Genomic DNA, 25758 nt, shown 5'->3' on the forward strand with positions numbered 1-25758 from the left:
GGGGGTGGTACACTTTTCGATTACCGTAACTGGTACACTTTTACGCTGCCATTGACAAGGGAGTGGAAACGGGAAGAAAAGTTAAAACTGGAACCTCGCATCCAGGATCTTATCGATATAATCAACCGGATGGCGCAGGAAGTTAAGAACGCCACCAAAAAGAAACTTCTCGTGGTAATCGATGACCTCGAGAAGGGGGACTCGCTCGCCCATAAAGAGATGCACACGAGGCTCTTCCAGGAAAACTATGACACACTGGTTCAGCCGCGCTTCTCGATCATCTACACGTTGCCGGTCTATTTCAGAGGCCTCTCCAGTAGCCGTATCCCTTCTGACGAGCTTTATGCCTTTTCTGCAGTGCGTCTCTATGAAAGAGAGCATAAGACCTTGGTTCTCCCACCACTGAGTGCGACGCATCCGGGGTACATACTCATGCGGAGTTTTGTCGAAAAGCGGCTGGCGAATCCGGCGGACAACTTTGAGGAAGGTGTGCTGGACGAACTGCTGAGGATTGGCGGCGGCCTGTTCCGGGAAACCGCCAGGGCTATCCACGAGGCAGCTTATTTCGCCCTCCAGAGAGGAGCGTCCAAGATAGAGATGGACGATGCGCATAAGGTCTTCGATCAAGTTAAAAAAGAGTACCAACCCTTGATTCGCGGTGCCGCGATTCCGCTCCTTAAGGAAGTCCAGTCGAGTGCCCAGGGATGGGTCGATGGAGTAGAGCCGTTTCTTCAGTCAAGGGCCGTTGTCGAGTACGAAAATGGGGACCTTTGGCTGGATCTCCGTCATGTTCTGAAAGAGTATGTTCTCGGATTGCAGGTACAGGCACCTGCATGACAGACGTGAATGACTCTGTCAATGCTGAAACCATCGCGAAAGCGATCGCCAGCCAGGCAGCAGATGCGCTCGCGTCGGGCCGCCCGCTTTTCCTCATTGTCTATTACGAGCATGAAGCCGTTAAGGTCGCATTTCAAGGCACCCTCCGCCGGTCATTAAGCACACTCGGCATTACCCCACAGACCTTCGACCCCGCCGGGAGACCCGAACATGGCACCGGTCGGTTGTACGACCTCCTTTCAGAGTCCTCCAGTACCAACGCCCTCGCTCTCGTCACCAGTTTTCCCCGTATGGGTTCGGGAGATCTGGACCCCACTTTCCTTGAATACCTGAACCTCCACCGTGATGTGATCTCTAAGAAAAACCTTCGCTTTGTTCTCTTCCTCCACAGCGCCGATGCCAGCACGTTCATATCCAGCGCCGGCGACCTCTGGGACTTCCGGCATCACACGTATTGGCTGGAAGGGAGGCCGGAAGCTGAAAAATTATCTGTGTGGGAGTTTCCCGAGCGGGCCGCCACGATAAATCGGCTGACCGAAGAGGAAAGAACGGCGGTTAACAAGCATCTGGCGAGTGTCCGAGAGCTCATTGAGCGAACAATTAATCCCGAGGAAAGAGCCGCTCTTTTCCTCGATCTCAGTAATTGGCTCATGCGCCGGAATCTTCCCACATTCGCCGCTGATGCCGCGTTTGAAGGAATTGAGTCGCTTCCCGAGGCTCCCTCTGCGCTACGGGGTGATCTAGAGTTTACACTCGCCCTTGCGCTACAACGTGACAGCCAACTCGGCGAGGCGCTTCGTCACTACAAAAAAGCCTACGCCATCCAGCGTGAGATCGGGGACCGCTCCGGCGAAGGAACGACCCTCAACCATATCTCCCAGATCTATTGCGCCTGGGGGCGCTATGACGAGGCGCTGAAGACGCTGGAAGAGAGCCTTGCCATCCGGCGTGAGATCGGGGACCGCGCCGGCGAAGGAGCGACCCTCAACAATATCTCCCAGATTTATAGTGCCTGGGGGCGCTATGATGAGGCGCTGAAGACGCTGGAAGAGAGCCTCGCCATTAGTCGTGAGATCGGGGACCGCTCCGGCGAAGGAACAATACTCAACAATATCTCCCAAATCTATTGCGCCTGGGGGCGCTATGACGAGGCGTTGAAGACGCTGGAAGAGAGCCTTGCCATCTGTCGTGAGATCGGGGACCGCTCCGGCGAAGGAGCGATACTCAACAATATCTCCGTTATCTATGATGCCTGGGGGCGCTATGACGAGGCGCTGAAGACGCTGGAAGAGAGCCTTGCCATCAGTCGTGAGATCGGGGACCGCTCCGGCGAAGGAACGATGCTCAACAATATCTCCCAGATCTATCGTGCCTGGGGGCGCTATGACGAGGCGCTGAAGACGCTGGAAGAGAGCCTTGCCATCCGGCGTGAGATAGGGGACCGCTCCGGTGAAGGAACGACACTCAACAACATCTCCCAGATCTATCGTGCCTGGGGGCGTAATGATGAGGCGCTGAAGACGCTGGAAGAAAGCCTTGCCATCAGACGTGAGATCGGGGACCTTGCAGGAGAGGCAGTAACTTGCTGGAACTTGGCAATGGAGTATAGGCGTCGCAGTGATCTGGTCAAAGCGATAGAGTACGCCCGGCAGACGGTTTCAATTGATGAGGAGACAAATCATCCGGACCTTGGGGAAGACAGGAAACTTCTGAAAGAGATGGAGGATGCGCTGGCCGCGCAGGAGCGGGAATCTTAATTCACCCATCCTCACCCCGGCCCTCCCCTTGAAGGGGAGGGAGTAGTCGGCTGGGCTGATGACAGGCTTTTACCTTCCCCGCAGTGTCTGGTTCCTTTACACCTGCAAATGGACAACATGGTCAACGAGGGCCAGTTTGCGCAGGCGGAAGTGGTCTGAGTACTTGTCCTTCGGGTCGCGCTCGATCTCGACCAGGCCTGCGAACTCGGCGAACCTCTCCAAGGCGCGGAGCGTGTAGCAGCGAGTGATGGTTTCCTCCTGGCTCCAGTACGGTGACGGCGGAACTTCCCTGACCGCCATCGGGAACGCGCGGAGGAAGTTTTCTGCGTAAAAGTCCGAAGTCCGCCAATCGCTGCCATAGCGCTGCAACAGGTAGATGGTGAACAGAAACGATTGCTGGACGATCGCCACTTCCTCATACCGGTCCTGGTATCCCCAGTTGTACTCCCTCGCGAAGGCGCGGAACAGCCGGGGGTAGATTCCCGATGCCCCCGCTTCCTTCATTATCTTCCGGCATTCCAGGCTGAGGATGAACTTTCCTTTGTACTTTCGGACCAATCCGGCCGACTCCGCGATTATCCTGCTGACATGGAGCTCCGAAAAATCCGGCTCGCTGTTGATGCCGCCATATCGTGTCCGGTGACGGTATCCCTCGTCTCCCAGGTAGGCAAGAGCCGTTTCGCGGCAGAAGTTCCGCGGGAGGTTGCCGGTGGCGGTGGCCTTCAGCCCATCTTCGCCGATACCGTCGGCCAGCAGGTTGAAGAGCGCCATGATCGGGGCCTCCGGGGCGATGTCGAGGCGGGAGGGAAAGGCGAACAGTTCGGGAGTTTCGAAGGGGAAATAGAGCAACCGGTGCATCTGTTCCGATGAAAGGCCGTGGAAGTCGTCGATAGGCGCTTGGCTGCGCCGCTCCATGTGTTGGCGGAGGAAGGCGTTGACCTCTTCTATGGACCCGAAGCTCTGCCCTTCGAGAACCTCGCGCAATTCTCCCATCACCTCACCCATGGAAGGGTGTCCCCCGGCGTCCTGCTTGCCGGCACAGCACTTCTTGTACTTGATTCCACTGCCGCAGGGGCATAAATCATTCCTTCCGATTTTCACCTGTCGTATCCCTCCCGTTAAAGTCATCATGCCGCCAGGGCATCCGGCCCCTGCGGAATATACCTCATGTGCCATCACAGTAGTACTGGAAAAACCGGGGCAATTGAAGATGGCATCGAAGTCCCTTTGCCGGCGGCGATGACGGAAAGCCGTTATAGCGTGAAGTTTCCCCTTCGCCTTCCGAAACGACTGCATGCCGGCCTGGCACGTGAGGCGGAGGCAGATAGCTTTAGTCTCAATCTGTACATGGTGGCGCTCCTCTCCGAAAAGCACACCATCCATAAGGTGGAGAAACTCCTCGCCACCCCTGCCATTACAACTCAGCGTCCGCGACCTCCCCGTCCTCAAGGAGCCGGCCGGTCTCTTCGCCACGGCGTTAAACCAGGTGTGGCGGATGGGTTGGTCCTGCGATAGGCATGGTCGGTCCTGTGATAGGCATGGTTGGTCCTGCGACAGCTTTGGTCAGTCCTGAGATTGCCTCTTTCAGCTATTTCAATGACGACAATTGCCGAAGTGGACCAGACAGCGAGTCGTCGGATGGCTGCATTTACTCCTCTGAAAGGGATCGTCACCTCAACCATGGGTTCGGTAGTAAGTGCGAGCGTCTTCGCGGAGTCAGAAACGACCTTTCCCGGTGCTACGGCAGGAATGGTTAAGGCTGAGGTCGAGGTCTTTGGGACAGAGGACCGTGATGTCAGGAGGGGCAATGGGTATCGCAGGACTGATGATAGGTATCGAAGGACTGATGATCGGTATCGCAGGACAGATGATCGGTATCGCAGGACTGATGATCGGCATTGCAGGACTGATGATCGGCATTGCAGGACTGATGATCGGCATTACAGGACTGATGATCGGCATCGCAGGACCGGTGATCGGGATCTCAAGTCGTGACGTCGGGTTGAACAGGAGGCAGCATGGCCAGCGCGGGAGGTACCGTCAGCATCAAAAGTCCAAGCTAGGCGATGGACGAGCCAATGATTGTTACCTGTGAGTTCAAGCAAGACCATGTCGAGAGAAAAGTTGGTGACCAATTCGGCCGAAACGGGGAGGGCGCACTGACGTTGGAGGCCGGAAGACAAAGTAAAGCGAGGTGGTGTGGTGGGAGCACCTGCCCTCCGGGAGTCGGAGGGCAGGCGGCCGATGCGGCGGAGGTTTCAACTTACCGGTGCTGCAGCAGATTTCTTGTGGGCGAAAAAGCGCCTGACCCCAAAACCAGCCTGGATGAGTGCGGGGATATCCTCGTCGGTTGCCACGGACTGCAAGTAGCTGATGATCCTTTTGAACATGTCGGTGACGTCGCGACGAGCTATGTTTCGCAACTCGATATGCACGCGATTACCAGTCGTCCCACCCTCAAAGGCCGATTGCAGGGCGTCGATTCTCTCCTTGGCCTGCTCAAGGCTGGGTAAGCCGGGGGGCGGGTTCCGGTACAACGCGAGGTTGGCCAAACCGCTGTGGTAGCGATAGCAGTTGCTGATGAAAACGGCATCTTTTCCCATAAGATCGATTGTGATGAATAGCATGGACATTTGGTGTCACCCCCTTCCGCCGCGCGGGCGGCCGTTTGCTGTAACGCATTAGCAAATACTAACTATAATTTCTCCGAATGCAACCCTTGCTGTTTTGTTGCGGATGGAACGGGACCCGGCATCGAGCCGAAAGCTGAAGGGCAGCGTGCGGTGCTGGACCTTGTCGTGGTTGCGATAGAAGCCCGGCAGCTTTTCCTGAGTTTCGTGCTATTTGGTCGCGGCAACCAATTGTTCGTTGCGGCTGATAAAGCCGTTGACGCAGTATCTGGTGCGGTGCTATTCTCGCACGATTGGCATGACATTCTGACCAGAGGACCTTTTAGATCACTGGCTGGAAAATACAATGGAATAGGAGTTGACCCGTGAGAAAACTAGTTACTCTGGCATCCGCCGTACTTGCAGTCGCCCTCTCTGTTTCTTCGGCCGTTGCCGCCCCTGGTGGCAAGGCTCTGATCGGAGTCTCGAAGATCGTTTCCCATCCCGCCCTCGACGCCGTCGAGAAAGGGATCCAGGACGAGCTGGCCGCCGAGAAGGTGAACGTCCAGTACGACCTCCAGAATGCCAACGGCGACTCCAACACCGCCGCCTCCATCGCCAACAAGTTCAAGTCCGAAAAAGTCGCCGTGGCGGTCGGCATCGCTACCCCCACCGCCCAGGCCCTGGTCAACACCCTGAAGACCACCCCGGTCGTCTTCTCCGCCGTCACCGACCCGGTCAAGGCCGGTCTGGTGAAGTCCCTCACCAAGAGCTCCCGCTACGTGACCGGCGTCTCCGACATGACCCCGGTCAAACAGCAGATCGAACTGCTCCTCAAGATGAAGAAGGTGAAGCGCCTTGGCCACATCTACACCAGCTCCGAGGAGAACGCGGTGGTGCTGGCGGGTGTCGTGAAGCAGGCCTGCAAGGATCTCCACATCGAGTACGTCGAGACCACCGTCTCCAAGTCCTCGGAAGTAAAAGAGGCAGTACAGGCGATCGTCCGGAGGGTTGACGCCCTCTACATCTCCACCGACAACACCGTGGTCTCCGCCCTCTCCGCCGTGACTGACGTCGCGATGAAGAACAAGGTGCCGGTCATGTCGGCCGACCCGAGCTCCGCCGAAAAATTCCCGGTGCTGGCTGCCTGGGGCTTCGACTACTACAAGATGGGCCGCGTCACCGGCAAGATGGTAGCCGAGATCCTCAAAGGGAAGCGTCCCGACCAGATGCCGACCCGCTTCATGACCAAGGCATCCGACGTCGACCTGCTGATCAACCTGGACGTGGCTAAGAAGCTGGGGCTGACCGTTCCGGCCAACCTCGTCAAGACCGCCAACAAGGTCGTCCAGAACGGCAAGCTGGTAAAGAAGTAACCCATCGCCTGAGGTAACAACCCTCCGCTCAATCCAACGTCTCCTCCCTCCCCCCTTTGACAAAGGGGGGCACGGGGGGATTGGTGGTTTTCCGGGAGGAATAAATCCCCCTAAATCCCCCTTTTCCAAAGGGGGACTTTTTAGCGGCAGAAGAACAAGGAAACAGCGTCGTCATGATTGAAGGTATCTTCGTAGAAGGACTCATTTACGGGATCATGGTGCTCGGGGTGTTCATATCTTTCCGGGTGCTCGATTTCCCTGACCTCACGGTGGACGGCTCGTTCCCGCTCGGCGCGGCGATCATGGCCACCTGCATCCTGGCCGGGGTGAATCTCTGGCTGGCTCTCCTGCTCGCCTTCGCAGGCGGCGTCATCGCCGGCTACATTACGGCGCTCATCCACAACCACCTGAAGGTGCCGAACCTCTTGGCCGGTATCCTGACCATGACCATGCTCTACTCGGTCAACATCCGGGTGCTCGGCAACCGCGCCAACGTGCCGCTTCTGAACGTCGACACCGTACTCACCGTGGTCAACCAAAAGCTCGACGGGATCGTGCCGGACGACTACCAGTCGCTGGTCTTCTTCGTGCTGGTGGCTCTCATCCTCAAGTTCCTCCTCGACCTCTTCTTCCGCACCGACTTGGGGCTCACCATCGGGGCGATGGGGAACAACGAGCAGATGGTCGTCTCCCAGGGGGTGAACCCGAAGACCTTGAAGGCGATCGGCCTCGGCCTCTCCAACGGCCTGGTGGCGCTCTCCGGCGCCTTCGCCGCCCAGTACCTGGGCTTTGCCGACGTCGGCCTCGGGCAGGGGATCATCATCTCCGGTCTCGCCTCGGTCATGATCGGCGAGTTCCTGATCATGAAGAGCAACCGCATCAGCGTCCTCACCCTCTGCGCGCTGCTCGGTTCCATCTGCTTCCACGGCGTCCTGTACGTGGGGCGCTACTACGGCTATCTCATCAACATGACGCCGAACGATCTGAATCTTATCAAGGGTATCCTGATCATCGTGCTCCTGGTCGTGACCCAGAGCAGGAAATTCAAGAGGCCCGCTAAGGCAGTGGTGAAAAATGATTGAGTTAAAAGACGTACGCATGATCTTCGGCCAGGGGACGGTCAACGAGAACGTGGCCATCTCCAACATCAACCTCAAGGTCAAGGAGGGTGATTTCATCACCGTCATCGGCTCCAACGGCGCCGGCAAGTCTACCCTCTTCAACCTGATCGCCGGGACCATCACCCCGACTATCGGCTCCATCTTCTTGAACGACAAGAACGTAACGAGGGAGCCCGAGTACAAAAGGGCCAAGCATATCGGCAGGATCTTCCAGAATCCCCTGTTGGGAACCGCCTCCAACATGAGCCTGGAAGACAACATGATGATCACCTACCGGAAGGGGTTCAAGTGGCTCAGGCGGAGCCTGAACCACGCGAAACGGGAGCTCTTCAGGCAGGAGCTCACCCAGCTCAAGATGGGGCTGGAGAACCGGATGAAGGAAAACCTGGCCATGTTCTCGGGCGGCCAGCGCCAGGCGCTGACTCTCCTCATGGTGGTTCTTTCCAAGCCGGACCTGGTCCTGCTGGATGAGCACACCGCGGCGCTCGACCCCAAGAACGCCGAGATCGTTTTGGAGCTCACCAACAAGTTCATCGAGGAGTACAAGCTCACCGCCATGATGATCACCCACAACATGAGCCACGCCATCGAGTTCGGCAACCGGCTCCTGATGATGGACAAGGGGGAGATCATCTTCGACGTGGAAGGGGAGGAGAAGAAGGCGCTCACCGTGGACCGGCTCCTCGAGAAGTTCCACGAGATCAGGCGTACGAGCTTCCAGAACGATCGGACGCTGCTCGCCGAAGACAATTAGCTTTCCGAAGAGCCATAGCGCAAAAAAGGCGCCCGGCAGAAATGCCCGGCGCCTTTTTACGTTTAGGCCCTCACCAAGGGCTTACCCTTCTTACTTCAAGGCCGTGATCGCCCAGTAGAGCCCCATCCCAACGATCACCGTTCCCGCCAGCGACCGTGTCTTTAGGGCAAAGAGGATGGTGGGGATGGCGGCCAGGAGGTCGGGCTTGGAGAGGTCGAGCACCCGCGGGGTCCCGGAGGTCACCAGCCCCGGCGCCAGGAGCGCGCTCAGGATGGAGACCGGGATGAGATCGAGCCAGTCGGTCAGCCAGCGCGGAAGCTTCCGGTTGGCCAGCACGGTCAGGGGGAGCATGCGGGGGAGGTAGGTGGCTAGCCCCATCCCGGCGATGACCAAGAGGTAACCGGTATCAGGCATCGCCCCTCCTCTTCCCCCGCCTTTTGATGAGGAAGCCGATGGTGGCCGCCGCGCAGGAGGCGGTGATGACATGACCGTTCCCGGTGAAGACCACGGATAAGGAGACCGAGAGAAGGGCGGCGATGAGGGCGGTCACCATGTGGAGCCGCTCCCGGAACTGGAAGATCAGGAGGCAGATGAACATGGCGGGGAGGGCAAAATCGATCCCGAAGGCGCCGGCGGGGACCAGGTCGCCGATGTAGACCCCGGCGACGGTGCTGGCGATCCAGCAGAGGTTGGTGATGTGATTGACCGCCAGGGCGCGCCAGCGGTCCCACCCTTCCTTGCGGAAGCAGGCCATGTTGACGGCAAAGCTCTCGTCGGTGACGCCGTAGGCGAAGAGGGCCAGGAAGCGCTTGCCGACGCCGGGAAAGCGTACCGACATGGCGGAGCTCATCAGGAGATGCCGCAGGTTCACGACCAGGGTGGTGGCCACGATGGCGGCGGCCGAGGCGCCTCCCTGCAGCATGGAGACGGCGATGAACTGGGAACTCCCGGCAAAGACGACCGTCGACATCAGGAGCACGTGTACCGGGCCAAGCCCCGCCTTCTGCGCCAGCACGCCGAAGGAGAGGCCGATCGGGATGAAGCCGAGACAGATCGGCCAGGCGACCTTCACCCCGTCCGCCAGGCATGATGAGCGCTCGGCGATCACGGCGCCGGAGCTTGTTTCCTCCGCGGCCTCGCTCATTCGACGGCTGTCTCCATGCGTGCGCCCGCGACGGCGGGCTTGCGGGCGAGGGCGATTGCGGACCAGGAATAGACGGCCAGGCCGCTCCAGACGCAGAGGAAGGTCACCAGGTGGGTGGCGTTGAACTCCTCCCCATAGAGGCATACTGCCAAGAGGAAATGGATGCTCGGCGTGATGTACTGGAGAAAGCCGATGGTCATGAGCCTTAAGCGCTTGGCTGCCGCGGTGAAGATCAAAAGCGGAACGGCAGTGACCACCCCGGAGAGGAAGAGGACCGTGCTGTCTTTCATCGATCCGGCCAGGAAGGCCCCCTGCCCGGTGACTCCCAGGTACACCAGGTAGCTCGCCGCCACCGGACCGGCCAGGAAGGTTTCCACCGAGAGCCCGACCAGAGAGTCGACCGGCACCGTTTTGCGCAGCAGGCCGTAGAGCCCGAAGGTGGCCGCCAGGGCGAGCGCGATCCAGGGGATGGTCCCCAGCCGGAGGGCCGAAAGGGTGAGGCCGACGACGGCTAGCATGACCCCGATGGCCTGCCCACGCTTCATCCGCTCGTGAAGAAAGACGAAGCCGAGCACGATGTTCACGAGCGGGGTCATGAAGTAGCCGAGGCTCGACTGGAGCACCTCCCCCTTGCCGATGGCATAGATGAAGACCAGCCAGTTGGTCGCGATGAGGACGGTGGTGGCGCAGAGCGTGGCCAGCGTCTTGCGGGTTGCGAAGGCGCTACGGATGTCTCCCCAGCGGCCGTTGACGGTAACCAGGACCGTCAGGAAGACCAGCGACCACACGACCCGGTGGGCCACGACCTCCAGGGGCGGAACCTGGGAGACCAGCTTGAAGAAGATCGGGAAGAAGCCCCAGACCAGGTAAGCCGCGAGGCCGCAGATGACCCCGAGCCTCGCCTCCCGGGCGGGATCCCTATCGAGCGATGCGACGGTGGTCATGTCGTCTCCCGAACCGAAGCGACCCGGCCGTCGGTGATGACGGTGAGCTCCTTCGGGGTGAGCCGGAAGAGTGCCGCCGGGGTCCCCGCCGCCGCCCAGAGTTCGGGATACTGCAAAAGGTCCTCGTCGACGATGGTGGCAAGTTTCTCGGGATGCCCCAAGGGAGCCACGCCGCCGATGGCGAACCCGGTCTTCTCGCGGACGAAGGAGGCGTCGGCCTTGCCGATCGGCTCACCGGCCAGGGCCGCGAGTTTTTCGACGCAGACCCGGTTGCGTCCGCTGGCAAGCACGAAAAGCGGCTGGCCGGTCACCTCGCCGCGGAAGAGCAGGGACTTGACGATCTGCCCCACGTCGCAGCCGACCACCTGGGCCGCCTCATCGGCGCTGCGGGTGCTCGACGAACGCTCCTCCACCTGGCAGGAGAGGCCCAGTGCGGTGAGGGCGTCCTGTACTTTCTGCGCGCTTTTGCTGAGCTTTGCTTCCATCCGGCTCTCCCTTTGTAGGGTGGGCAGCCTCCTGCCCACCGGTCTCTTTCGGACTCGCGTGGGCACGGAGTGCCCACCCTACTTATCTTATTCACCCATCCTCACCCTGTCCCTCCCCTTGAAGGGGCGGGGTACGCTTGGGGCGCGACGTAGGGCAGTTGTTGCCGTTTCGACAACCGTTTAACGTGACGGTTATGCCGAGCCGACCAGGTGCCACACCTCCGCGCCGCGGGAGCGTGAGGCCTTGGCATCGGCGGCGGTGCATTTAAGGCGCGCTGCGCCCCACGCTTCGACCACCACGTGATCCCGCTTCCCGATCTCCATCTGTTCGCCCGGGCCGAGGCAGTAATCCCTCGGGTCGCCGGTGCGGGTCACGTACAAAGCCCCTTCCAGACATCGCACGGCACAGAGCCCGTGCCTGCCGTCAATCCCCAGTACCGCGCCGTCATCGAGCACGATTTCCATGGCTCTCCCCCTTGTTTGCCGCTCTTTGCGGCGGTCACCTCATTGTGATGATGGCAACTATAGCGGAGGAAAGTCGAGAGTGACAGATACATCAAATTACAATTGTTACCGTAACAGTTTGACAATAGAGAAACTGTAACCGTATATTATGACGGCAACTGTTGCTTTTCCACTGTCAGTTCACGCGATAGGATGTCACGCCATGGAGACCATGATCCAGACTAACAGTTTGAAAGTCCCGCTCTATGAGGAGGTGGCCGGGAAGGTGGCCCACCTGATAGAGGAGGGAACTTTCGGCCCCGGCTCCCGCATACCATCGGTGCGCGCCTTGAGCCGGCAGCTGAGCGTCAGCATCAATACAGTGATGGAGGCGTACGGAGTCCTGGAGGATCGCCGTCTCATCGAGGCCCGCCCCCAGTCCGGCTACTACGTGCTCGCGCGCCGGGGGAACATCCCCGCCGAGCCCTCCATGTCCATCGCCCGCTCGCTCCCTACCAAGGTGAGCATCAAGGAACTCTCCAGCATGATCATGCGCGACATGCGGGACCGTTCGCTGGTGCCCTTGGGGGCCGCCATCCCGAACCCGGAGCATCTCCCCATCGACCGCCTGAACCGGATGCTCTCCACCGAGGCGAGGCGCTACCGGGAGCAGAGCGTCTCCTACGAGAGCCCGCCGGGGTGCGAAAAGCTCCGGGTACAGGTCGCCCGCCGCCTGGTCTACGCCGGCTGTACCCTCACTCCCGACCAGATCGTAACTACCTGCGGCTGCATGGAGGCGGTGAACCTGGCGCTCCTCGCGACCTGCCGTCCAGGGGACACGGTGGCCATCGAGTCTCCTTCCTACTACAACTTTCTGCAGGCGCTGGAACTGTACGGCCTGAAAGCCCTGGAGATCCCGACCCATCCCCGGGACGGGATGAGCATCGACGCCCTTCGCTACGCGCTTGAGCACAACAGGATCAGCGCCTGCCTGGCGGTCACCAATTTCTCCAATCCCCTCGGGTGCCTGATGCCCGACGAGAGAAAGAAGGAACTGGTGGAGCTCCTCTCCTCGCACGAGGTGCCGCTCATCGAGGACGACCTGAACGGGGACCTCAGTTTCTCCCCTGAGCGCCCGCGGGTGGCCAAGTCCTACGACAAGGACGGCTCGGTCCTCCTCTGCTCGTCCTTCTCCAAGACGCTTGCCCCCGGCTACCGCGTCGGGTGGATCGCGCCGGGACGCTATCAGGCCGAGATCGAGCGGCTGAAAGGGGTGATCACCATCGCCGACGCCACGCCGCCGCAGCTCGCCATCGCCGAGTTCCTGGCCAACGGCGGCTACGATCACCATCTGCGGAGCCTCAGGCGCATCCACGCGCGGCAGATCCAGCAGGTGACCCAGGCCGTGGGGCGCTATTTCCCGGAGGGAACCAGGGTCTCCAACCCTGCGGGTGGATTCGCCCTCTGGGTGGAGTTTCCCTCCTACGTTGATTCCCTGGCGCTCTACGAGCAGGCGCTCAAGGCTGGCATCACCATCGCCCCCGGCCCGGCCTTCAGTCCCCGGCAGAAGTACCAAAACTGTATCCGTCTCAACGCGGGGTACTGGTCCGAAAAGGTGGAGCGGGCCATCGAGACGCTCGGCGAGTTGGCGGTGGCCATGAAACCATAAACTTTCATCCTGCCGCCCTTCTCAGGGCAGTGCGTGGCCGAAGGCCGTAACTAGGTATACCCTCGCCCCTTCAGGGGAGAGGGTGGCCGAAGGCCTGGTGAGGGAGGTTTTTCTCTGCCATCTTCCCTCCACCCTGCCCCTCTCCGGGGGGAGAGGGAATAAGAACAAAAAGGGGACTGGCACCTTACGGAGCCAGTCCCCTTCGTTGTCTCTACCCGAGGTGCAGGAAGTTCTTGATCCCGGTGAAGACCAGCTGCGCCGCGATGGCGGCCAGCATCAGGCCGGTCAGCTTGCTCAGGATGGTTATCCCCTTTCTCCCGATGACGTGCTCGATAGCCGAGGCGCAAAAGAGTATGACCCCGATGCAGACTACCGCCGCTGCCAGCGCGGCGCACCCCGCGAGTACCTGCCAGTTCTCCTGAAGATCCGCCCCCATGACCATCAGCGCACCGGTGGTCGCGGGCCCCACCGTGATGGGAATCGCCAGCGGGACCACCGAGATGTCGTCCTGCCGTTCGCCCGGCGCCGCCACTGCCTCCCCCTGCACCATCTGGACCGCCGAGAGGAAGAGGAGAACCCCAGCCCCGATCCGGAAGGAGTCGAGGGTGATGCCGAACAGCGAGAAGAGGTGGTTGCCGAAGAAGTAGAGGGTGAAGCAGGCGAGAAGCACCGCCAGGGTCACCCGCACGGCGAGTTTACGCCGTTCTCTTCCTGCCATCTCCTGGGTCATGGAAAGAAAGACCGAGAGGACGAAGAAGGGGGTGAGGAGGAAGAAGAACTTGATCCAGACGCTGATGAAGAAATTGAGATAGGCGTTCATGATGCTTCCGTCGCGGACACGGTGAGCGCCTCCCGGCTCTTATTAAAGCGGGCGGAGACGCGGGTGAAGATGAAGAGCCCCGTGAAGATGATGGAGCCCCCGATGAGCTGGCGGATGGTCGGATACTCTTTCAGGAAGATGGAGGCCCAGACGATGGCCCCGAGCGGCTCGCCCAGGATGCTCACCGAGACGACCGACGCCTGCACGTAGCGGAGCGCCCAGTTGAAGGTGGTGTGGCCGAGGACGGTGCAGACGGCGGCCAGCCCGAAGAAGAGTGCCCAGTCGGTGGCGGGGTAAGGATAGAAGGGGACCCGGGCCGCCAGCGTGGCTACCGCCAGCACCACGGAGCTTGCGCCATAGGTGACCAGGGTGTAGCCGGAGAGCTCGACGCTCCCGCGAAGCCGCCGTCCGATGAGGATGTAGCCGGAGATGAAGATGGCGGCGGCCAGCGCCAGCAGATCGCCGGCGAAGGCCTCCATCCCGGTCCTGAAGTCCCCGGCGCCGATCACGAAGCTCCCGGAGATGGCCAGCAGGCCGCCGTAAACGGCCTTCCGGGGGACCTTCTCCTTGTAGAAGAGCCAAGACCCCAGGACCACGAAGACCGGCTGGGTGGTGACGATCACCACCGAGCTGGCGATCGAGGTGTATTTGAGCGAGGTGAACCAGGTGACGAAGTGGAGCGCCAGGAAGAGGCCGCTACCTGCGGAGAGGAGGAACTGACGGAGATTCATCTCCCGGATGCCGGAGAAGCGGCTGGCGAGGCCGGCCGGCAGCAGCAAAAGAAAGGTGAAGATGAGCCGGTAGCTCGCGATGATGAGCGGCGGGGCGCTGCAGAGGCGGACGAAGAGAGCCGAGAAGGAGACGGCAAAAACCCCTACCAGGACAGCCAAGTAGGGGTTCACCAGCGGTTGATGTGCGGAGGGGCGTGGCACCTTATTCACCCAGGTAGGCCTTCCGTACCTCGGGGTTGGCGGCCAGTTCCTTGGCGTCACCTTTCAAGACGACCTCGCCGGTCTCCAGGACGTAGGCCCGGTTGGCGATGGAGAGGGCCATGTGGGCGTTCTGCTCGACCAGCATGATGGTGGTGCCGGTCTTGTTGATCTCGGTTACCACCTCGAAGATCTTCTCGACCAGCATCGGGGCGAGGCCCATGGAGGGCTCGTCGAGCAGGAGCAGGCGCGGGTTGGTCATCAGGGCGCGCCCCATGGCGAGCATCTGCTGTTCGCCGCCGGAAAGGGTCTTGGCGAGCTGCTTGCGGCGCTCGGCAAGGCGCGGGAACATCTGGAAGGCGCGCTCGATCCCCTCCTGCATCATCTTCTTGTCGTTTTTCGAGTAGGCGCCCATCTCCAGGTTCTCCAGCACGCTCATCTTCGAGAAGACGCGGCGCCCCTCGGGGACCTGGCAGATGCCGAGCTTCACGATGTCGTGGGCCGGGACCTGGGTGATGTCTTTACCCTCGAAGGTGATCCGCCCGCTGGCGGCGGGGACGATACCGGAGATGGTGTTGAGGATGGTGGTCTTCCCGGCGCCGTTGGCGCCGATGAGGGCGACGATCTCGCCCTGCTTGACCTCGCAGTTGACCTCAGTGAGGGCCTTGATCGCCTTGTAATTTACCGAAAGTTGTTCAACAACGAGCATGGGAATCCTCAAGAACCGGTTCTACGTTCTATGTCCTACGTTCTACGTTGAAAACCTGATCGAAAAACTGCCGCAGAACAAGAATCTAAAACCTAGACGCTTAATATTTGGTAACAAGCCCTACTGTTTCTGCTTTGCCGTCAGATTCTAACGTAGAACCTAGAACGTAGAACCTGGAACTGCAGTTAATGCCGTTGATGCAGTCGTTAGTGCGCTGCCGCCGCCTTGCCGAGGTAGGCTTCGATGACCTTCGGGTTGGCGCGTACCTCTTCCGGTGTCCCGTCGGCGATTTTGACCCCGTAGTCGAGGACCGCGATCCGGTCGGAGATCCCCATGACGAACTTCATGTCGTGCTCAACCAGGAATACGGTGACGCCGGTGGCCCTGATCTTCTTCACGATATCCATGAGCGCCTGCTTCTCGAACGGGTTCATGCCGGCGGCCGGCTCGTCGAGGAGGATGATCTTCGGCCTGAGGGCCAGGGCGCGGGCGATCTCCAGGCGGCGCTGCTGCCCGTAGGAGAGGTTGCTGGCCAGTTCGGCCGCCTTGCCGGTCAGCTCCACGCGATGGAGGCACTCCATGGCAAGATCGACCAGCTCGGCTTCCTTCTTCTTCATCCAGGGAGTCGGCGCCATCAGGGTGCCGAGGAGATCCCAGTTACCCTGGGTGTGGGCACCGATCAGCACGTTTTCCAGGACGGACAGCTCGTTGAAGAGACGGATGTTCTGGAAGGTCCTGCCTACCCCCTGGGCGGCGATCTGGTGGGTCTTCCTGCCGCTGATGAGGTTCCCGCCGAAGCGGATCTCCCCTTCGGTCGGGGCGTAGATCCCGGTGATCAGGTTGAAGAGGGTGCTCTTGCCGGCGCCGTTGGGGCCGATCAGGGCCTGGATGCTCCCTTCCTCGACGGTGAGATCGACCTTGTCGACCGCCACGAGGCCGCCGAAGCGGATGGTTACTTTGTCGAGTTTCAGTATGCTTGCCATGCGGAAAAATTCCTTCGGTAAGGTGAGGCCGCGAAGGCCCTTACAGCTCGCGCCGCTTCGGATCCGGGGCCAGGGTTTCGCTTGCCCTGCGGCCCAGCGCCTTCATCAGCATCCCGGTGAAGTTGACACCGCCCAGAAGACCGTTGGGGCGGAAGACCATGAGACAGACCAAGAGCGCGCCGTAGACGAGCATCCGGTACTGCGACATGAAGCGGAGAAACTCCGGTGCGGCGGAGAGGACGGCGGCGCCGAACACGGTGCCGGGGATGCTCCCCAGGCCGCCGAGTACCACCATGCTGAGGATATCGACCGACTTCAGGAAGCCGAAGTCGGAAGGGTTGATGTAGTTGATGAAGTGGGCGTAGAGGCAGCCGCCGATACCGGCCAGGAAGGTGCCGATGGCGAAGGACTTCACCTTGTAAATTGCCAGGTTGATGCCCATGGCCTCTGCCGCGATCTCGTCCTCGCGGATCGCCTTCATGGCGCGGCCCAGGCGGGAGGACTGCAGGAAGGTGACGAACACGATGGAGATGATGGCGACCACCCAGACGTAGATCGGCATCGGGATCGAGGTCTTGGCCGGCACTACCTGCAGGCCGAGCGCCCTGTTGGTGATGTCCAGGTTGAGGAAGACGACCTTGACGATCTCGGCGAAGCCCAGGGTGCAGATGGCCAGGTAGTCACCGGTCAGCCGCAGGATCGGGAAGCCGATCAAGACGCCGATCAGCGCGGTCAAGAGGCCGGTCAGGATCAGGTTCAGCTCGAAGGGGAGCCCGAGCCGGTTGGTGAGGATGGCGCCGATGAACGCCCCGATGCTCATGAACGCCGCGTGTCCCAGCGAGAGCTGCCCGGTGAGGCCGGTAATCACGTTCAGGCCGAGGGCGAGCGGGATGGCGATCCCGATGTTGACGATGATCTGGAGGGTATACGGGTCGACGGACCCGACGATGCTCTGAAGGAAGTGACCCATATCGTTAAACCTTTTTCTGGATTTTCTGGCCGAGGAGGCCGGTGGGCTTCAGCAGGAGCACCAGGACGAGAATGGTGAAGGCAATCGCGTCCCGGTAGGAGGAGTAGCCGATGGCGACCCCGAAGACCTCGGTAACCCCGAGGAGAACCCCTCCGAGCATGGCGCCCGGGATGGAGCCGATCCCGCCCAGGACGGCGGCTGCGAAGGCTTTGAGGCCGGCCATGAGCCCCATGTTGAAGGTGACGGCGTTGAAGAGGAGGCCCACCAGCATGCCGCCGGCGGCCGCCAGTGCGGAACCGAGGGCGAAGGTGAAGGAGATGACCCGGTTGACGTTGATCCCCATCAGCGCGGCGGCGGTGTAATCCTCGGAAGTGGCCCGCATCGCCTTGCCGATCTTGGTCTTCTGGACGATGAACTCGAGGGCGAGCATCAACAGGGCCGAGATGCCGATGATGGAGAGCTGGAGGGTGGAGACCTCGGCGCTGCCGATCTTGATCTGCCGGAGCGGGAAGGCATCGTCCGGGAAGGCCTTGGCGTCGGCGCCGAAGATCATGAGGGCCAGCGAGGAGAGGAAGATGGAAACCCCGATGGCGGAGATGAGCGCCGAGAGCCTCGACGAGCGGCGCAGCCTGCGGTAGGCCACCAGCTCGATCACCACCCCGAGGATCATGCAGAAGCTCATGGAGAGGATCATCGCCACGAAGATGTTGAGCTTGAAGTAGGTGATGAGGAGGAGCCCGACGAAGGCGCCGGCCATGAAGATCTCGCCGTGGGCAAAGTTGATGAGGGTGATGATGCCGTACACCATGGTGTAGCCGAGAGCTATCAGTGCGTACGTGCTCCCAAGGGCTACCCCGTTAATCAGTTGCTGTAGGAACATTGACGGTCCTTTGTCAGGAGTGGTCTCCGGTCTGGCCGGTATTTTGTCGTCTCGCCCAGCGCCTTCCGTTTCCAACCCAATTTTCTCTCGACATTACAGAGAGATGAAGACGCGGACGGCACTGTATACTCTATTTAAACAAACGGGGCTTTCTACCACGTTTTGGCGCCGCTGGGCAAGACAATTATTTGGTCTTACCAAAATAAGCTAATCTTAATTATAGTGATAGTTCGCATGCTTAGCATTTTTGGACCATTTATCCGCCCCCTGCGAAGCTCCCCGACTCGGCAGGCCTTGAGAGTTTTGTCCGGCAAAACACTCTCTCGTCCTGCCACTGCCAGGGCCGACCCCATCCATACCCTCGCCCCTTCAGGGGAGAGGGTGGCCGAAGGCCGGGTGAGGGTAGCTTTTAAAGGGGCGAGGGGGCGGGTTAGATCAGCCTGCTTAAAAAGCTCTTGATCCTCTCGTTACCCCCCTGGTTGTCGAAGAACTCCTGCGGCGTTCCCTGCGCGATGAAGTTTCCCTTCTCCATGAATATCACCCGGTCGGCGAGCTCGCGCGCGAACCCCATGTGGTGGGTGACGATGATCATGGTCATCCCCTCGTCGGCCAGGGCGTGGATGGTGTCGAAGACTTCCCCCACGAGCTCCGGGTCGAGCGCCGAGGTCGGCTCGTCGAAGAGCATGAGCTTGGGGCGCATGGCGAGCGCCCGGGCGATGGCCACCCGCTGTTTCTGTCCCCCGGAAAGGGTGGCGGGGTAGACGTCGCGCTTGTCGGAGAGACCTACCTTGGCGAGCATGTCGAGGGCGATCTGCCGGGCCTCCGCGGCGGGCTTCTTCTGGACGGTGAGCGGCCCCTCCATGACGTTGCCGAGCACGGTCATGTGGGGAAAGAGGTGGAAGTGCTGGAAGACCATGCCGATCTCGGCCCTGAGGGGGCAGATCACCGACTGCTTGTCGAGGTGGAGCTTGCCGTGGCGCCGGTGGTAGCCCGCCTCGCGCCCTTCGAAGCGGACGCTCCCCTCGTCGATCTCCTCCAGGAAGTTGATTGAGCGGAGCAGGGTCGATTTTCCCGAACCGGAGGGGCCGATGATGACGAGCTTTTCGCCGGGGTAGACGGAGAGCGAGACCCCGTTGACGGCGGTCAGGCTATTGAAGCGCTTGGTGATCCCCTGAAGCTCTATGAGCGGCTTTCTATCGGTGTTCATAAATCCCCGCACGGTACTCGATCTTTTCGAAGATGAAGGTGAAGAGGGTGGTGAAGGCGAGGTAGACCAGGGCGGCCAGCACCAGCGCCGTCACGTTGAAGTAGGTGTTGAAGAGCTGGTCGGCCGAGCGCATGAGCTCCACCATGGCGATGGTGGATACCAGGGCGGTGTCCTTGATGAGGGCGATGAACTCGTTGCCGATGGGGGGCATGAGCCTCTTGTAGGTCTGCGGGATGATGACCCGCCGCATCGCCTGGCGGTAGGTCATCCCGATCGCCTTGGCGGCCTCCATCTGGCCGTGGTCGATGCTCTGGATCCCGCCGCGGATGATCTCACCCAGGTAGGCCGAATAGTTGAGCCCGAGGCCGATGATGGCGGCGGTGGCGGGGGGGAGGGTGATCCCCAGCGAGGGGAGGCCGTAGTAGATGAAGAAGAGCTGGAGCAAAAGGGGGGTTCCGCGGAAGAACCAGATGATGAACCAGCAAAGGGCCGAGACCGGGCGGAAGGTGCTGATCCTCCCGAGCGCGATCAAAAGGCCCCCCAGGGGGGAGATCAGCATGGTGCCGAGCACGAGGAGCAGGGTCGTCACCGCCCCCTTCAGAAGGGAAGGGAGGAAGCGGAGGCAATCCTTGAAGAAGGTGACGTAGCCGGGTTCGCGGGCGGCGGCCACCGAGGCGGCGAAATTCTTCGCCTCGCTGTTGTCGGGATACAGGGCGAGCACATCCTTGGCGGCGGCGCTGGCCTTGTCCATCTCCCCCAGAGAGAACTGGAGCTTGGCGATCTGCATCCGGCTTCGGACGTACGCCTCGCCGTCCTCCCCCTTGGCCGGCCTGGGGATCTTCTGGAGCTCGGCAATGGCGGCGGGGAGATCCCCCTGCGCCATGACGTCGTTGGCCTGCTTGAAAACCTGGTCGGGGTCCACGGGGGCGGCGCAGGCGGCGAAGGGAAGGGCGAGCGCCCACAAAAAAAGCAGGGTCGCGATGACGACCCTGCCGGATGGTTTGCTTAAAAGAGTCATAGTACTGCCTTCACATAGTGCGGAATAAAGTCGGGACCCGTCGCAGAGGACGGGACCCTTTGTACCATACCGGAGAGCTTCCGGCTACCACTTCTTCGGGTTGGTGATGTCCTCGGCGAACCACTTGCGGGAGATCTTGGCCATGGTGCCGTCCTTGACCATCTTGTCGAGGGTCTGCTGAACCTTGGTGCGCAGCGCGGTGTCTTCCTTGCGGAAGGCGACCCCGAACGGTTCCTTGCTGATGAAGCCGGGGAGTACCTTGAACTGCCCGGGGCGCTTGGCGATGAAGTCGCGGCCGGTGACGTTGTCCATCACCACCACGTCGATGCGGGCGGCTTCCAGGTCGAGGAGCGCCTTCGGGTTGTCCTCGTACTCTTTGAGCTCAGCCGGAGCGGTGGGGAGTTTCTTGACGGCACTCAGGGCGGAGGAGCCTTTCTGGGCGCCGACCTTCACCTTCTTGAGGTCCTTGAGGGACTTGAAGCGCTTGTCCTTGAAGCGGACCACGGCGATCTGGCCGTCCATGATGTACGGCTTGGTGAAGGCCACTTCCTTGGCGCGCTCGTCGGTGATGGTCATGCCGTTCCAGATGCAGTCGAACTTCTTGGCGTTCAAGGAGTGGATCACGCCGTCCCAGGCGGTCGGCTGCCACTCGATCTTGATCCCGAGGCGCTTGCCGACTTCTTCGGCGGCGTCGATGTCGAAGCCGATGAGCTTCCCTTTGTCATCGCGGTAGCCCATGGGAGGGAAGGCGTCATCGAGGCCGATGACGATTTTGCCGGCGCTTTTGGCCCGGTTGAAGGAGCCATCGGCGGCGAGGGCCGGGATGGTGAGTGCGGCGATAAGGGTGACGGCGAGCAGCAGGATTAACTTTTTCATCTTCCCTCCGGTAGCATTAGCATAGGCTGGGGTCTATTGGTCAGACCGGCGGGCCATTATTCCAGAATGCCACCCCCGCGTCAAGGTTTTCCGTAAACATCTTTTTGTTTACACCAAACACGCCAGGGGCGGCTGGGACCTTGGGAATATTCCCTCACCCTCCCGGTAAAGGGCCATGCTGTAGAAATCCCCTCGCCCCTTTAGGGGAGAGGGTGGCCGAAGGCCGGGTGAGGGAGATTTAAACGAAAAAACGCGGATGGTGCCCTGGGGAATGCCCCGGCTCCATCCGCGTCTCTTTTTTCATCACGGTCTACTTGTCTTACGGCAGATCATCCCCCGCTTCCACCGGCGCGAAGCCGCGGCGCATGGTGTTCTCGGTGATGACGCGCGGGTCCATGAAGTGCAGGAGGTAGTCGTGGCCGCCCGCCTTGGTCCCGACCCCGGACATCCGGGAGCCGCCGAACGGCTGGCGCCCGACCAGGGCACCGGTGTTGTTCCGGTTCAGGTAGAGGTTCCCCACCCTGAACTCGCGGCGGGCCTTATCGAGGTGTTCCGGGCTGCGGCTGAAGACCCCGCCGGTGAGGGCGAAGCGGGTGGAGTTGGCCCACTCGATCGCCTGGTCGAAGTCCTTGACCCGCATGACCGCCAGCACCGGTCCGAAGATCTCCTCCTGGGCGATCCGGTGCTCGGGGCGGATGCCGCCGATGATGGTCATCGGGACGTAGTATCCCTCACCCTGCGGAACCGGGCTCTCGTAGAGGAGGTGCCCCTCCTTCTTCCCGATGGAGGCGTACTCCATGATGGTCCGCTGGGCGTTGGCGTCGGCTACCGCCCCCATGTAGTAGGTCGGGTCCTCGGAGGGGCCGACCTGGGTCGCCTTGGCCATGGAGACCAGCCGCTCGATGAACTTGTCGTAGACCGCGTCCACCACGATGACCCGGGAGCAGGCCGAGCACTTCTGCCCCTGGAAACCGAAGGCGGAGTAGAGGACGTGCGGCACCGCCTCGTCGAGGTCGGCGTCGTCGTCGATGATGATGGCGTTCTTGCCCCCCATCTCGCAGACGATCTTCTTCACGTTCTGCTGCCCCGGGTAGACCTTGGCGGCCCGCTCGATGATCCTCAGGCCAACCTCCATGGAGCCCGTGAAGGCGATCAGGCTGATGTCCGGGTGGTCGACCAGGTAGTCCCCCATCACCGAGCCGCGCCCCGGGGTGTAGTTGAAGACGCCGGCGGGGAGCCCCGCCTCGCGGAAGATCTCCACCAGGTGCCAGCCGATGATCGAGGTGAGTGCGGAGGGCTTGAAGACCACGGTGTTACCGGCCACGATGGCCGCCGACACCATACCCATGCTGATGGCCAGCGGGAAGTTCCAGGGGGCGATGACCGCCGCCACCCCCTTGGGCTCGTAGAAGTAGTGGTTAAGCTCGCCCGGGGCGTTCCCCACGCGGGAGGGCTTGCCGAGACGGATCATCTCGCGGGCGTAGTACTCGAGGAAGTCGATCGCCTCGGTGACGTCGGCGTAGGCCTGGTCCCACTGTTTCCCGATCTCGAGCACCTGCCAGGCGGCGAGCTCGAAGGCGCGCTTGCGGGCGGCATCGGCCCCTTTGAGGAGGTATTCGGCGCGCTTTTCGGGCGCGGTGTCACGCCAGGCGGGGAAGGCCCCCTTGGCGGCGGCGACCGCGCGGCCGACCTCGGCGGTCCCGGACTGGCAGACCCTGCCGAGCACCTCGGACGGGCGGTTGGGGTTGACCGTCGGGATCACCTCCTCCATCCGGACCTCTTTGCCGTCGATGAAGAGGGGGTAGACCTTGCCGAGCTGGCCGCGCACCGCCGCGATCTGCTTCGGGAAGGCCTCGCGGTGGTCGGGACGGGTGAAGTCCACCATCGCCTCGTTCTTGAAGGGGGCAATCCCTTCGGAGGCGTTGGAGGGGGGCACCGGACGCGCCTGCTTCTCCCTGTTCACGGTGAGGACCGGATCTTCGAGGAGCCGCTCGATCTCGGCGTCGCCCGCGAAGCTCTGGCGGAGGAACGACTCGTTGGCGGTATTCTCCAGCAGGCGGCGCACCAGGTATCCCATCCCCGGTACCATGTCGCCGTACGGGCAGTAGAGGCGGATCCTGCCGGCCACCTTGAGGATGCTGCGGCGCACCGGCTCGGCCATCCCGTAGAGGACCTGGAACTCGTAGCGCTCCTCCGGCACCCCCAGCTGGCGGGCGGTCTCCATCACGGAGGAGATGGTGCGGATGTTGTGGGAGGCGCAGGCGAAGTGGCAGATGTCGTGGTTCTCCAGGATCTTTCTCGCCTGGCGCTCGTAGGCGGCGTCGCTTTCCGCCTTGATGGTCCAGACCGGTACCTCCCAGTCGTTTTGCTTCGCCTTCACCGTCTCGTAGTCCCAGTAGGCCCCCTTAACCAGGCGGACGGAGATCTGCACCCCTTCCTTTCTTGCCCAGGCGAGGAGCTCGTCCAGGTCGCGGTCGGTATCCTTCAGGTAGGCCTGCAGCACGATCCCCAGGTGCGGGTAGCTGCGGTACTCGAGCTTCAGACGGCGGAAGGCCTCGAGGATGATCCCCTTGTGGCGGTACGACTCCATGTCGATGCACATGAACCCGCCGACGTCCACCACCTTGACCATGATCTGGCGCAGCCGGGCGAGGATGGCCACCACGGAGCCCTCGAAGTCCTGGGGATTGGCGAGGCAGAAGAGGGCGGTCGGCTTGACGGCGACGTTCACCTTGGGTGCGTGACCCCAGTCGAGGGAGCCGCCGCCGTTGCCGAGCGGCTTCCACCCGGCCTGCTCCTTCTTCAGCGCGTCGAGAAGCTCGAGGTAGGTGTTGGTGTAGGCCTCGGCCTCGGCCTCGGAGAGGGTAGCCTCCCCCAGCACGTCGACCACGAAGGCGAAGCCGTCCTTTCTCAGCTTCTCGAGGTTCTTGACCGCCTCCTTGGTGTTTTCCCCCACGATGAACTGGCGGGCCATCTCCTGGATGTTGGAGGAAAGCACCTTGTTGAGCACCGCGCCCCCCAGCGAGCCGAACATGCCGGCCGCCTTGGCCCCCCAGGAGAGGACCGAGGGCATATCCTTCTCCTCGCCGAAGTACTCACGGATGTGGTCGGTCAAAAGCCGGCTGGTGGTCAGCGAGGGGAATACGTCCACGAAGCGGAACATCTGGACCTTGAACTGTTCGTTCTGCATGCTCCAGTCCATGACCTTTCCCATCCAGGCCCCTTTGTTGAACAGCGACGGTTTCTCGCCGCTGATGGTGGTGAAGAACTCTTTTCCCCGGGAGACGATCTTCTCGTTGAGCGCGCTTTGCATGGCAGACTCCTGTAGAATGGTTATAATGGTTGGACCATTAGATACCTCAATCGGAGCCGGTTGTCAACTACCCTCATAGATGTTGGATATTGCAAAGGATATCTTCACCTGATATAAAGGTTGTACCGTTGCCCGAGTACCACCGGCAGCCTCATCAATGCAGCAGCGAAAGGACTTGTCGATGTTCCGTCAGGCAAAACAGAGCAGGGTGTATCAGGATGTAGTCGAGCAGATCCAGGAGGCGATCGTCACCGGGAAGCTCAAGACCGGGGACCAGCTTCCCGCGGAGCGCGATCTCAAGGAGAGGTTCCAGGTGAGCCGGGGGACGTTGAGGGAGGCGCTCAGGGTGCTCGAGCAGAAGGGACTGATCGAGATCCGGACAGGGGTGGCCGGCGGCTCCATCGTGAAAGGGGTGGGGACCGAGCAGGTGAGCGCGAGCCTCGGGCTTTTGATCCGTTACAAGAAGGTTTCCCTGCAAAACCTCGCCGAGTTCCGCATCGGGCTCGAGGGGGACATCGCCGCCTTGGCCGCCCGCAGGGCCGACGCCGACGACGTGGCCAAGCTGAAGACGCTTTTGGCGGCCGCCGCCGAGCACCTGGCCCAGGGGCCCGACCACTGGGACAGCTTCATCACCACCGACGAACAGATCCACCTGAAGATCGCCGAGACCACCAGAAACCCGCTCTTCATCTCGGTGCTGGAGTCCCTTTCCTGGAACATCCACACCTACTACGAGAGCTTCCTCCCCAAGGACGAGGAACTCATGAGGGAGAACCACCAGGACATGGTGCAGTTGATCGCCGCCATCGAGGGGAAGGACTCCGAGGAGGCGCGCCGGATCGCGCGCGAGCACGTCCGCCGCTTCAGCGCCTACATGGAGAAGCAGAAGGTCAAGTGACCCCCAAGCGGGCCT

At 61.3% G+C, this 25758-nt stretch carries 26 protein-coding genes; 9 read left to right on the top strand and 17 right to left on the bottom strand.

Features of this window, described 5'->3' with window-relative positions; genetic code table 11:
- Positions 1–129 precede the first annotated feature (129 nt).
- On the top strand, positions 130–837 hold the full coding sequence (locus ACYVL5_RS09330) for a hypothetical protein (RefSeq protein WP_460595290.1): 708 nt from the start codon (positions 130–132) through the stop codon (positions 835–837).
- On the top strand, positions 834–2594 hold the full coding sequence (locus tag ACYVL5_RS09335; protein WP_460595291.1) for a tetratricopeptide repeat protein: 1761 nt from the start codon (positions 834–836) through the stop codon (positions 2592–2594). Before ACYVL5_RS09330 ends, ACYVL5_RS09335 begins: the two co-directional genes overlap by 4 nt.
- A gap of 96 nt (positions 2595–2690) precedes the next feature.
- Here ACYVL5_RS09335 and ACYVL5_RS09340 read toward each other — a convergent pair whose 3' ends face one another.
- A complete protein-coding gene (locus ACYVL5_RS09340; RefSeq protein ID WP_460595292.1) occupies positions 2691–3695 on the bottom strand; it encodes a YecA family protein in 1005 nt (334 codons plus the stop codon).
- Between the two features lie 138 nt (positions 3696–3833).
- On the opposite strand from ACYVL5_RS09340, the gene ACYVL5_RS09345 reads away from it, so the two are divergent.
- Positions 3834–4109, top strand: a complete 276-nt coding sequence (locus tag ACYVL5_RS09345; protein ID WP_460595339.1) for a toxin-antitoxin system HicB family antitoxin — start codon at positions 3834–3836, stop codon at positions 4107–4109.
- A 292-nt stretch (positions 4110–4401) separates the two neighbouring features.
- A complete protein-coding gene (locus ACYVL5_RS09350) occupies positions 4402–4689 on the top strand; it encodes a hypothetical protein (protein WP_460595293.1) in 288 nt (95 codons plus the stop codon).
- Positions 4690–4852: 163 nt separating this feature from the next.
- Here the strand turns inward: ACYVL5_RS09350 and ACYVL5_RS09355 are convergent, their stop codons facing one another.
- Positions 4853–5227 carry a hypothetical protein gene (locus ACYVL5_RS09355; RefSeq protein WP_460595294.1) on the bottom strand — a complete coding sequence of 125 codons (375 nt, stop codon included), beginning with the start codon at positions 5225–5227 and terminating at the stop codon, positions 4853–4855.
- 362 nt (positions 5228–5589) lie between these two features.
- Between ACYVL5_RS09355 and ACYVL5_RS09360 the strand changes: the two genes are divergently transcribed.
- The 3 genes from ACYVL5_RS09360 (at position 5590) to ACYVL5_RS09370 (ending at position 8454) form a co-directional block, all read left to right on the top strand.
- Complete coding sequence (locus tag ACYVL5_RS09360) at positions 5590–6579, top strand: ABC transporter substrate-binding protein (RefSeq protein WP_460595295.1); 990 nt, start codon at positions 5590–5592, stop codon at positions 6577–6579.
- A 173-nt stretch (positions 6580–6752) separates the two neighbouring features.
- Entirely contained in the window at positions 6753–7661 is a 909-nt protein-coding gene (locus ACYVL5_RS09365; RefSeq protein ID WP_460595296.1) for an ABC transporter permease, read from the top strand.
- Positions 7654–8454, top strand: a complete 801-nt coding sequence (locus ACYVL5_RS09370) for an ABC transporter ATP-binding protein (protein ID WP_460595297.1) — start codon at positions 7654–7656, stop codon at positions 8452–8454. The genes ACYVL5_RS09365 and ACYVL5_RS09370 overlap by 8 nt, the downstream gene beginning before the upstream one ends.
- Positions 8455–8544: 90 nt before the next feature.
- Here the strand turns inward: ACYVL5_RS09370 and ACYVL5_RS09375 are convergent, their stop codons facing one another.
- The 5 genes from ACYVL5_RS09375 to ACYVL5_RS09395 form a co-directional block, all read right to left on the bottom strand.
- Complete coding sequence (locus tag ACYVL5_RS09375; RefSeq protein ID WP_460595298.1) at positions 8545–8868, bottom strand: AzlD domain-containing protein; 324 nt, start codon at positions 8866–8868, stop codon at positions 8545–8547.
- Positions 8861–9598: an AzlC family ABC transporter permease gene (locus ACYVL5_RS09380; protein ID WP_460595299.1), complete on the bottom strand. Its 738-nt coding sequence runs from the start codon at positions 9596–9598 to the stop codon at positions 8861–8863. Before ACYVL5_RS09380 ends, ACYVL5_RS09375 begins: the two co-directional genes overlap by 8 nt.
- Positions 9595–10542 (bottom strand): EamA family transporter, encoded by a 948-nt coding sequence (rarD, locus tag ACYVL5_RS09385; RefSeq protein WP_460595300.1) that lies wholly within the window; start codon positions 10540–10542, stop codon positions 9595–9597. The genes ACYVL5_RS09380 and rarD overlap by 4 nt, the downstream gene beginning before the upstream one ends.
- Positions 10539–11027 carry a YbaK/EbsC family protein gene (locus ACYVL5_RS09390; protein ID WP_460595301.1) on the bottom strand — a complete coding sequence of 163 codons (489 nt, stop codon included), beginning with the start codon at positions 11025–11027 and terminating at the stop codon, positions 10539–10541. The genes rarD and ACYVL5_RS09390 overlap by 4 nt, the downstream gene beginning before the upstream one ends.
- Before the next feature lie 192 nt (positions 11028–11219).
- A complete protein-coding gene (locus tag ACYVL5_RS09395; protein ID WP_460595302.1) occupies positions 11220–11492 on the bottom strand; it encodes a DUF2917 domain-containing protein in 273 nt (90 codons plus the stop codon).
- A gap of 202 nt (positions 11493–11694) precedes the next feature.
- Between ACYVL5_RS09395 and ACYVL5_RS09400 the strand changes: the two genes are divergently transcribed.
- A complete protein-coding gene (locus ACYVL5_RS09400; protein WP_460595303.1) occupies positions 11695–13140 on the top strand; it encodes an aminotransferase-like domain-containing protein in 1446 nt (481 codons plus the stop codon).
- A gap of 211 nt (positions 13141–13351) precedes the next feature.
- Here ACYVL5_RS09400 and ACYVL5_RS09405 read toward each other — a convergent pair whose 3' ends face one another.
- The 10 genes from ACYVL5_RS09405 to pruA all read right to left on the bottom strand — a co-directional run bounded on the left by ACYVL5_RS09405 (position 13352) and on the right by pruA (position 24845).
- Positions 13352–13960, bottom strand: coding sequence for a MarC family protein (locus ACYVL5_RS09405; RefSeq protein WP_460595304.1), 609 nt, complete (start codon positions 13958–13960; stop codon positions 13352–13354).
- Positions 13957–14850, bottom strand: a complete 894-nt coding sequence (locus ACYVL5_RS09410; RefSeq protein WP_460595305.1) for a DMT family transporter — start codon at positions 14848–14850, stop codon at positions 13957–13959. The genes ACYVL5_RS09405 and ACYVL5_RS09410 overlap by 4 nt, the downstream gene beginning before the upstream one ends.
- 43 nt (positions 14851–14893) lie before the next feature.
- Positions 14894–15598: an ABC transporter ATP-binding protein gene (locus tag ACYVL5_RS09415; protein ID WP_460595306.1), complete on the bottom strand. Its 705-nt coding sequence runs from the start codon at positions 15596–15598 to the stop codon at positions 14894–14896.
- Between the two features lie 206 nt (positions 15599–15804).
- Positions 15805–16581, bottom strand: a complete 777-nt coding sequence (locus ACYVL5_RS09420) for an ABC transporter ATP-binding protein (RefSeq protein WP_460595307.1) — start codon at positions 16579–16581, stop codon at positions 15805–15807.
- A gap of 40 nt (positions 16582–16621) precedes the next feature.
- Positions 16622–17551 (bottom strand): branched-chain amino acid ABC transporter permease, encoded by a 930-nt coding sequence (locus tag ACYVL5_RS09425; protein ID WP_460595308.1) that lies wholly within the window; start codon positions 17549–17551, stop codon positions 16622–16624.
- 4 nt (positions 17552–17555) lie between these two features.
- Positions 17556–18431 (bottom strand): branched-chain amino acid ABC transporter permease, encoded by an 876-nt coding sequence (locus ACYVL5_RS09430; protein ID WP_460595309.1) that lies wholly within the window; start codon positions 18429–18431, stop codon positions 17556–17558.
- Positions 18432–18861: 430 nt separating this feature from the next.
- A complete protein-coding gene (locus ACYVL5_RS09435) occupies positions 18862–19638 on the bottom strand; it encodes an amino acid ABC transporter ATP-binding protein (protein ID WP_460595310.1) in 777 nt (258 codons plus the stop codon).
- Positions 19625–20656, bottom strand: coding sequence for an ABC transporter permease subunit (locus ACYVL5_RS09440; protein ID WP_460595311.1), 1032 nt, complete (start codon positions 20654–20656; stop codon positions 19625–19627). Before ACYVL5_RS09440 ends, ACYVL5_RS09435 begins: the two co-directional genes overlap by 14 nt.
- Before the next feature lie 84 nt (positions 20657–20740).
- Complete coding sequence (locus tag ACYVL5_RS09445) at positions 20741–21532, bottom strand: amino acid ABC transporter substrate-binding protein (RefSeq protein WP_460595312.1); 792 nt, start codon at positions 21530–21532, stop codon at positions 20741–20743.
- A gap of 319 nt (positions 21533–21851) precedes the next feature.
- Positions 21852–24845 (bottom strand): L-glutamate gamma-semialdehyde dehydrogenase, encoded by a 2994-nt coding sequence (gene pruA, locus ACYVL5_RS09450; protein ID WP_460595313.1) that lies wholly within the window; start codon positions 24843–24845, stop codon positions 21852–21854.
- Positions 24846–25026: 181 nt separating this feature from the next.
- Between pruA and ACYVL5_RS09455 the strand changes: the two genes are divergently transcribed.
- Positions 25027–25743 (top strand): FadR/GntR family transcriptional regulator, encoded by a 717-nt coding sequence (locus ACYVL5_RS09455; protein WP_460595314.1) that lies wholly within the window; start codon positions 25027–25029, stop codon positions 25741–25743.
- Positions 25744–25758: the final 15 nt, after the last annotated feature.

This window comes from Geomonas sp. Red276, from assembly GCF_054784495.1.

Coding starts and splice junctions, on each gene's coding strand:
- ACYVL5_RS09330 (WP_460595290.1), top strand. CDS start 130: ATGGCGCAGGAAGTTAAGAACGCCACCAAAAAGAAACTTCTCGTGGTA.
- ACYVL5_RS09335 (WP_460595291.1), top strand. CDS start 834: ATGACAGACGTGAATGACTCTGTCAATGCTGAAACCATCGCGAAAGCG.
- ACYVL5_RS09345 (WP_460595339.1), top strand. CDS start 3,834: ATGACGGAAAGCCGTTATAGCGTGAAGTTTCCCCTTCGCCTTCCGAAA.
- ACYVL5_RS09350 (WP_460595293.1), top strand. CDS start 4,402: ATGGGTATCGCAGGACTGATGATAGGTATCGAAGGACTGATGATCGGT.
- ACYVL5_RS09355 (WP_460595294.1), bottom strand. CDS start 5,227: ATGTCCATGCTATTCATCACAATCGATCTTATGGGAAAAGATGCCGTT.
- ACYVL5_RS09365 (WP_460595296.1), top strand. CDS start 6,753: ATGATTGAAGGTATCTTCGTAGAAGGACTCATTTACGGGATCATGGTG.
- ACYVL5_RS09370 (WP_460595297.1), top strand. CDS start 7,654: ATGATTGAGTTAAAAGACGTACGCATGATCTTCGGCCAGGGGACGGTC.
- ACYVL5_RS09375 (WP_460595298.1), bottom strand. CDS start 8,868: ATGCCTGATACCGGTTACCTCTTGGTCATCGCCGGGATGGGGCTAGCC.
- ACYVL5_RS09380 (WP_460595299.1), bottom strand. CDS start 9,598: ATGAGCGAGGCCGCGGAGGAAACAAGCTCCGGCGCCGTGATCGCCGAG.
- rarD (WP_460595300.1), bottom strand. CDS start 10,542: ATGACCACCGTCGCATCGCTCGATAGGGATCCCGCCCGGGAGGCGAGG.
- ACYVL5_RS09390 (WP_460595301.1), bottom strand. CDS start 11,027: ATGGAAGCAAAGCTCAGCAAAAGCGCGCAGAAAGTACAGGACGCCCTC.
- ACYVL5_RS09395 (WP_460595302.1), bottom strand. CDS start 11,492: ATGGAAATCGTGCTCGATGACGGCGCGGTACTGGGGATTGACGGCAGG.
- ACYVL5_RS09400 (WP_460595303.1), top strand. CDS start 11,695: ATGGAGACCATGATCCAGACTAACAGTTTGAAAGTCCCGCTCTATGAG.
- ACYVL5_RS09405 (WP_460595304.1), bottom strand. CDS start 13,960: ATGAACGCCTATCTCAATTTCTTCATCAGCGTCTGGATCAAGTTCTTC.
- ACYVL5_RS09415 (WP_460595306.1), bottom strand. CDS start 15,598: ATGCTCGTTGTTGAACAACTTTCGGTAAATTACAAGGCGATCAAGGCC.
- ACYVL5_RS09420 (WP_460595307.1), bottom strand. CDS start 16,581: ATGGCAAGCATACTGAAACTCGACAAAGTAACCATCCGCTTCGGCGGC.
- ACYVL5_RS09425 (WP_460595308.1), bottom strand. CDS start 17,551: ATGGGTCACTTCCTTCAGAGCATCGTCGGGTCCGTCGACCCGTATACC.
- ACYVL5_RS09430 (WP_460595309.1), bottom strand. CDS start 18,431: ATGTTCCTACAGCAACTGATTAACGGGGTAGCCCTTGGGAGCACGTAC.
- ACYVL5_RS09435 (WP_460595310.1), bottom strand. CDS start 19,638: ATGAACACCGATAGAAAGCCGCTCATAGAGCTTCAGGGGATCACCAAG.
- ACYVL5_RS09440 (WP_460595311.1), bottom strand. CDS start 20,656: ATGACTCTTTTAAGCAAACCATCCGGCAGGGTCGTCATCGCGACCCTG.
- ACYVL5_RS09445 (WP_460595312.1), bottom strand. CDS start 21,532: ATGAAAAAGTTAATCCTGCTGCTCGCCGTCACCCTTATCGCCGCACTC.
- pruA (WP_460595313.1), bottom strand. CDS start 24,845: ATGCAAAGCGCGCTCAACGAGAAGATCGTCTCCCGGGGAAAAGAGTTC.
- ACYVL5_RS09455 (WP_460595314.1), top strand. CDS start 25,027: ATGTTCCGTCAGGCAAAACAGAGCAGGGTGTATCAGGATGTAGTCGAG.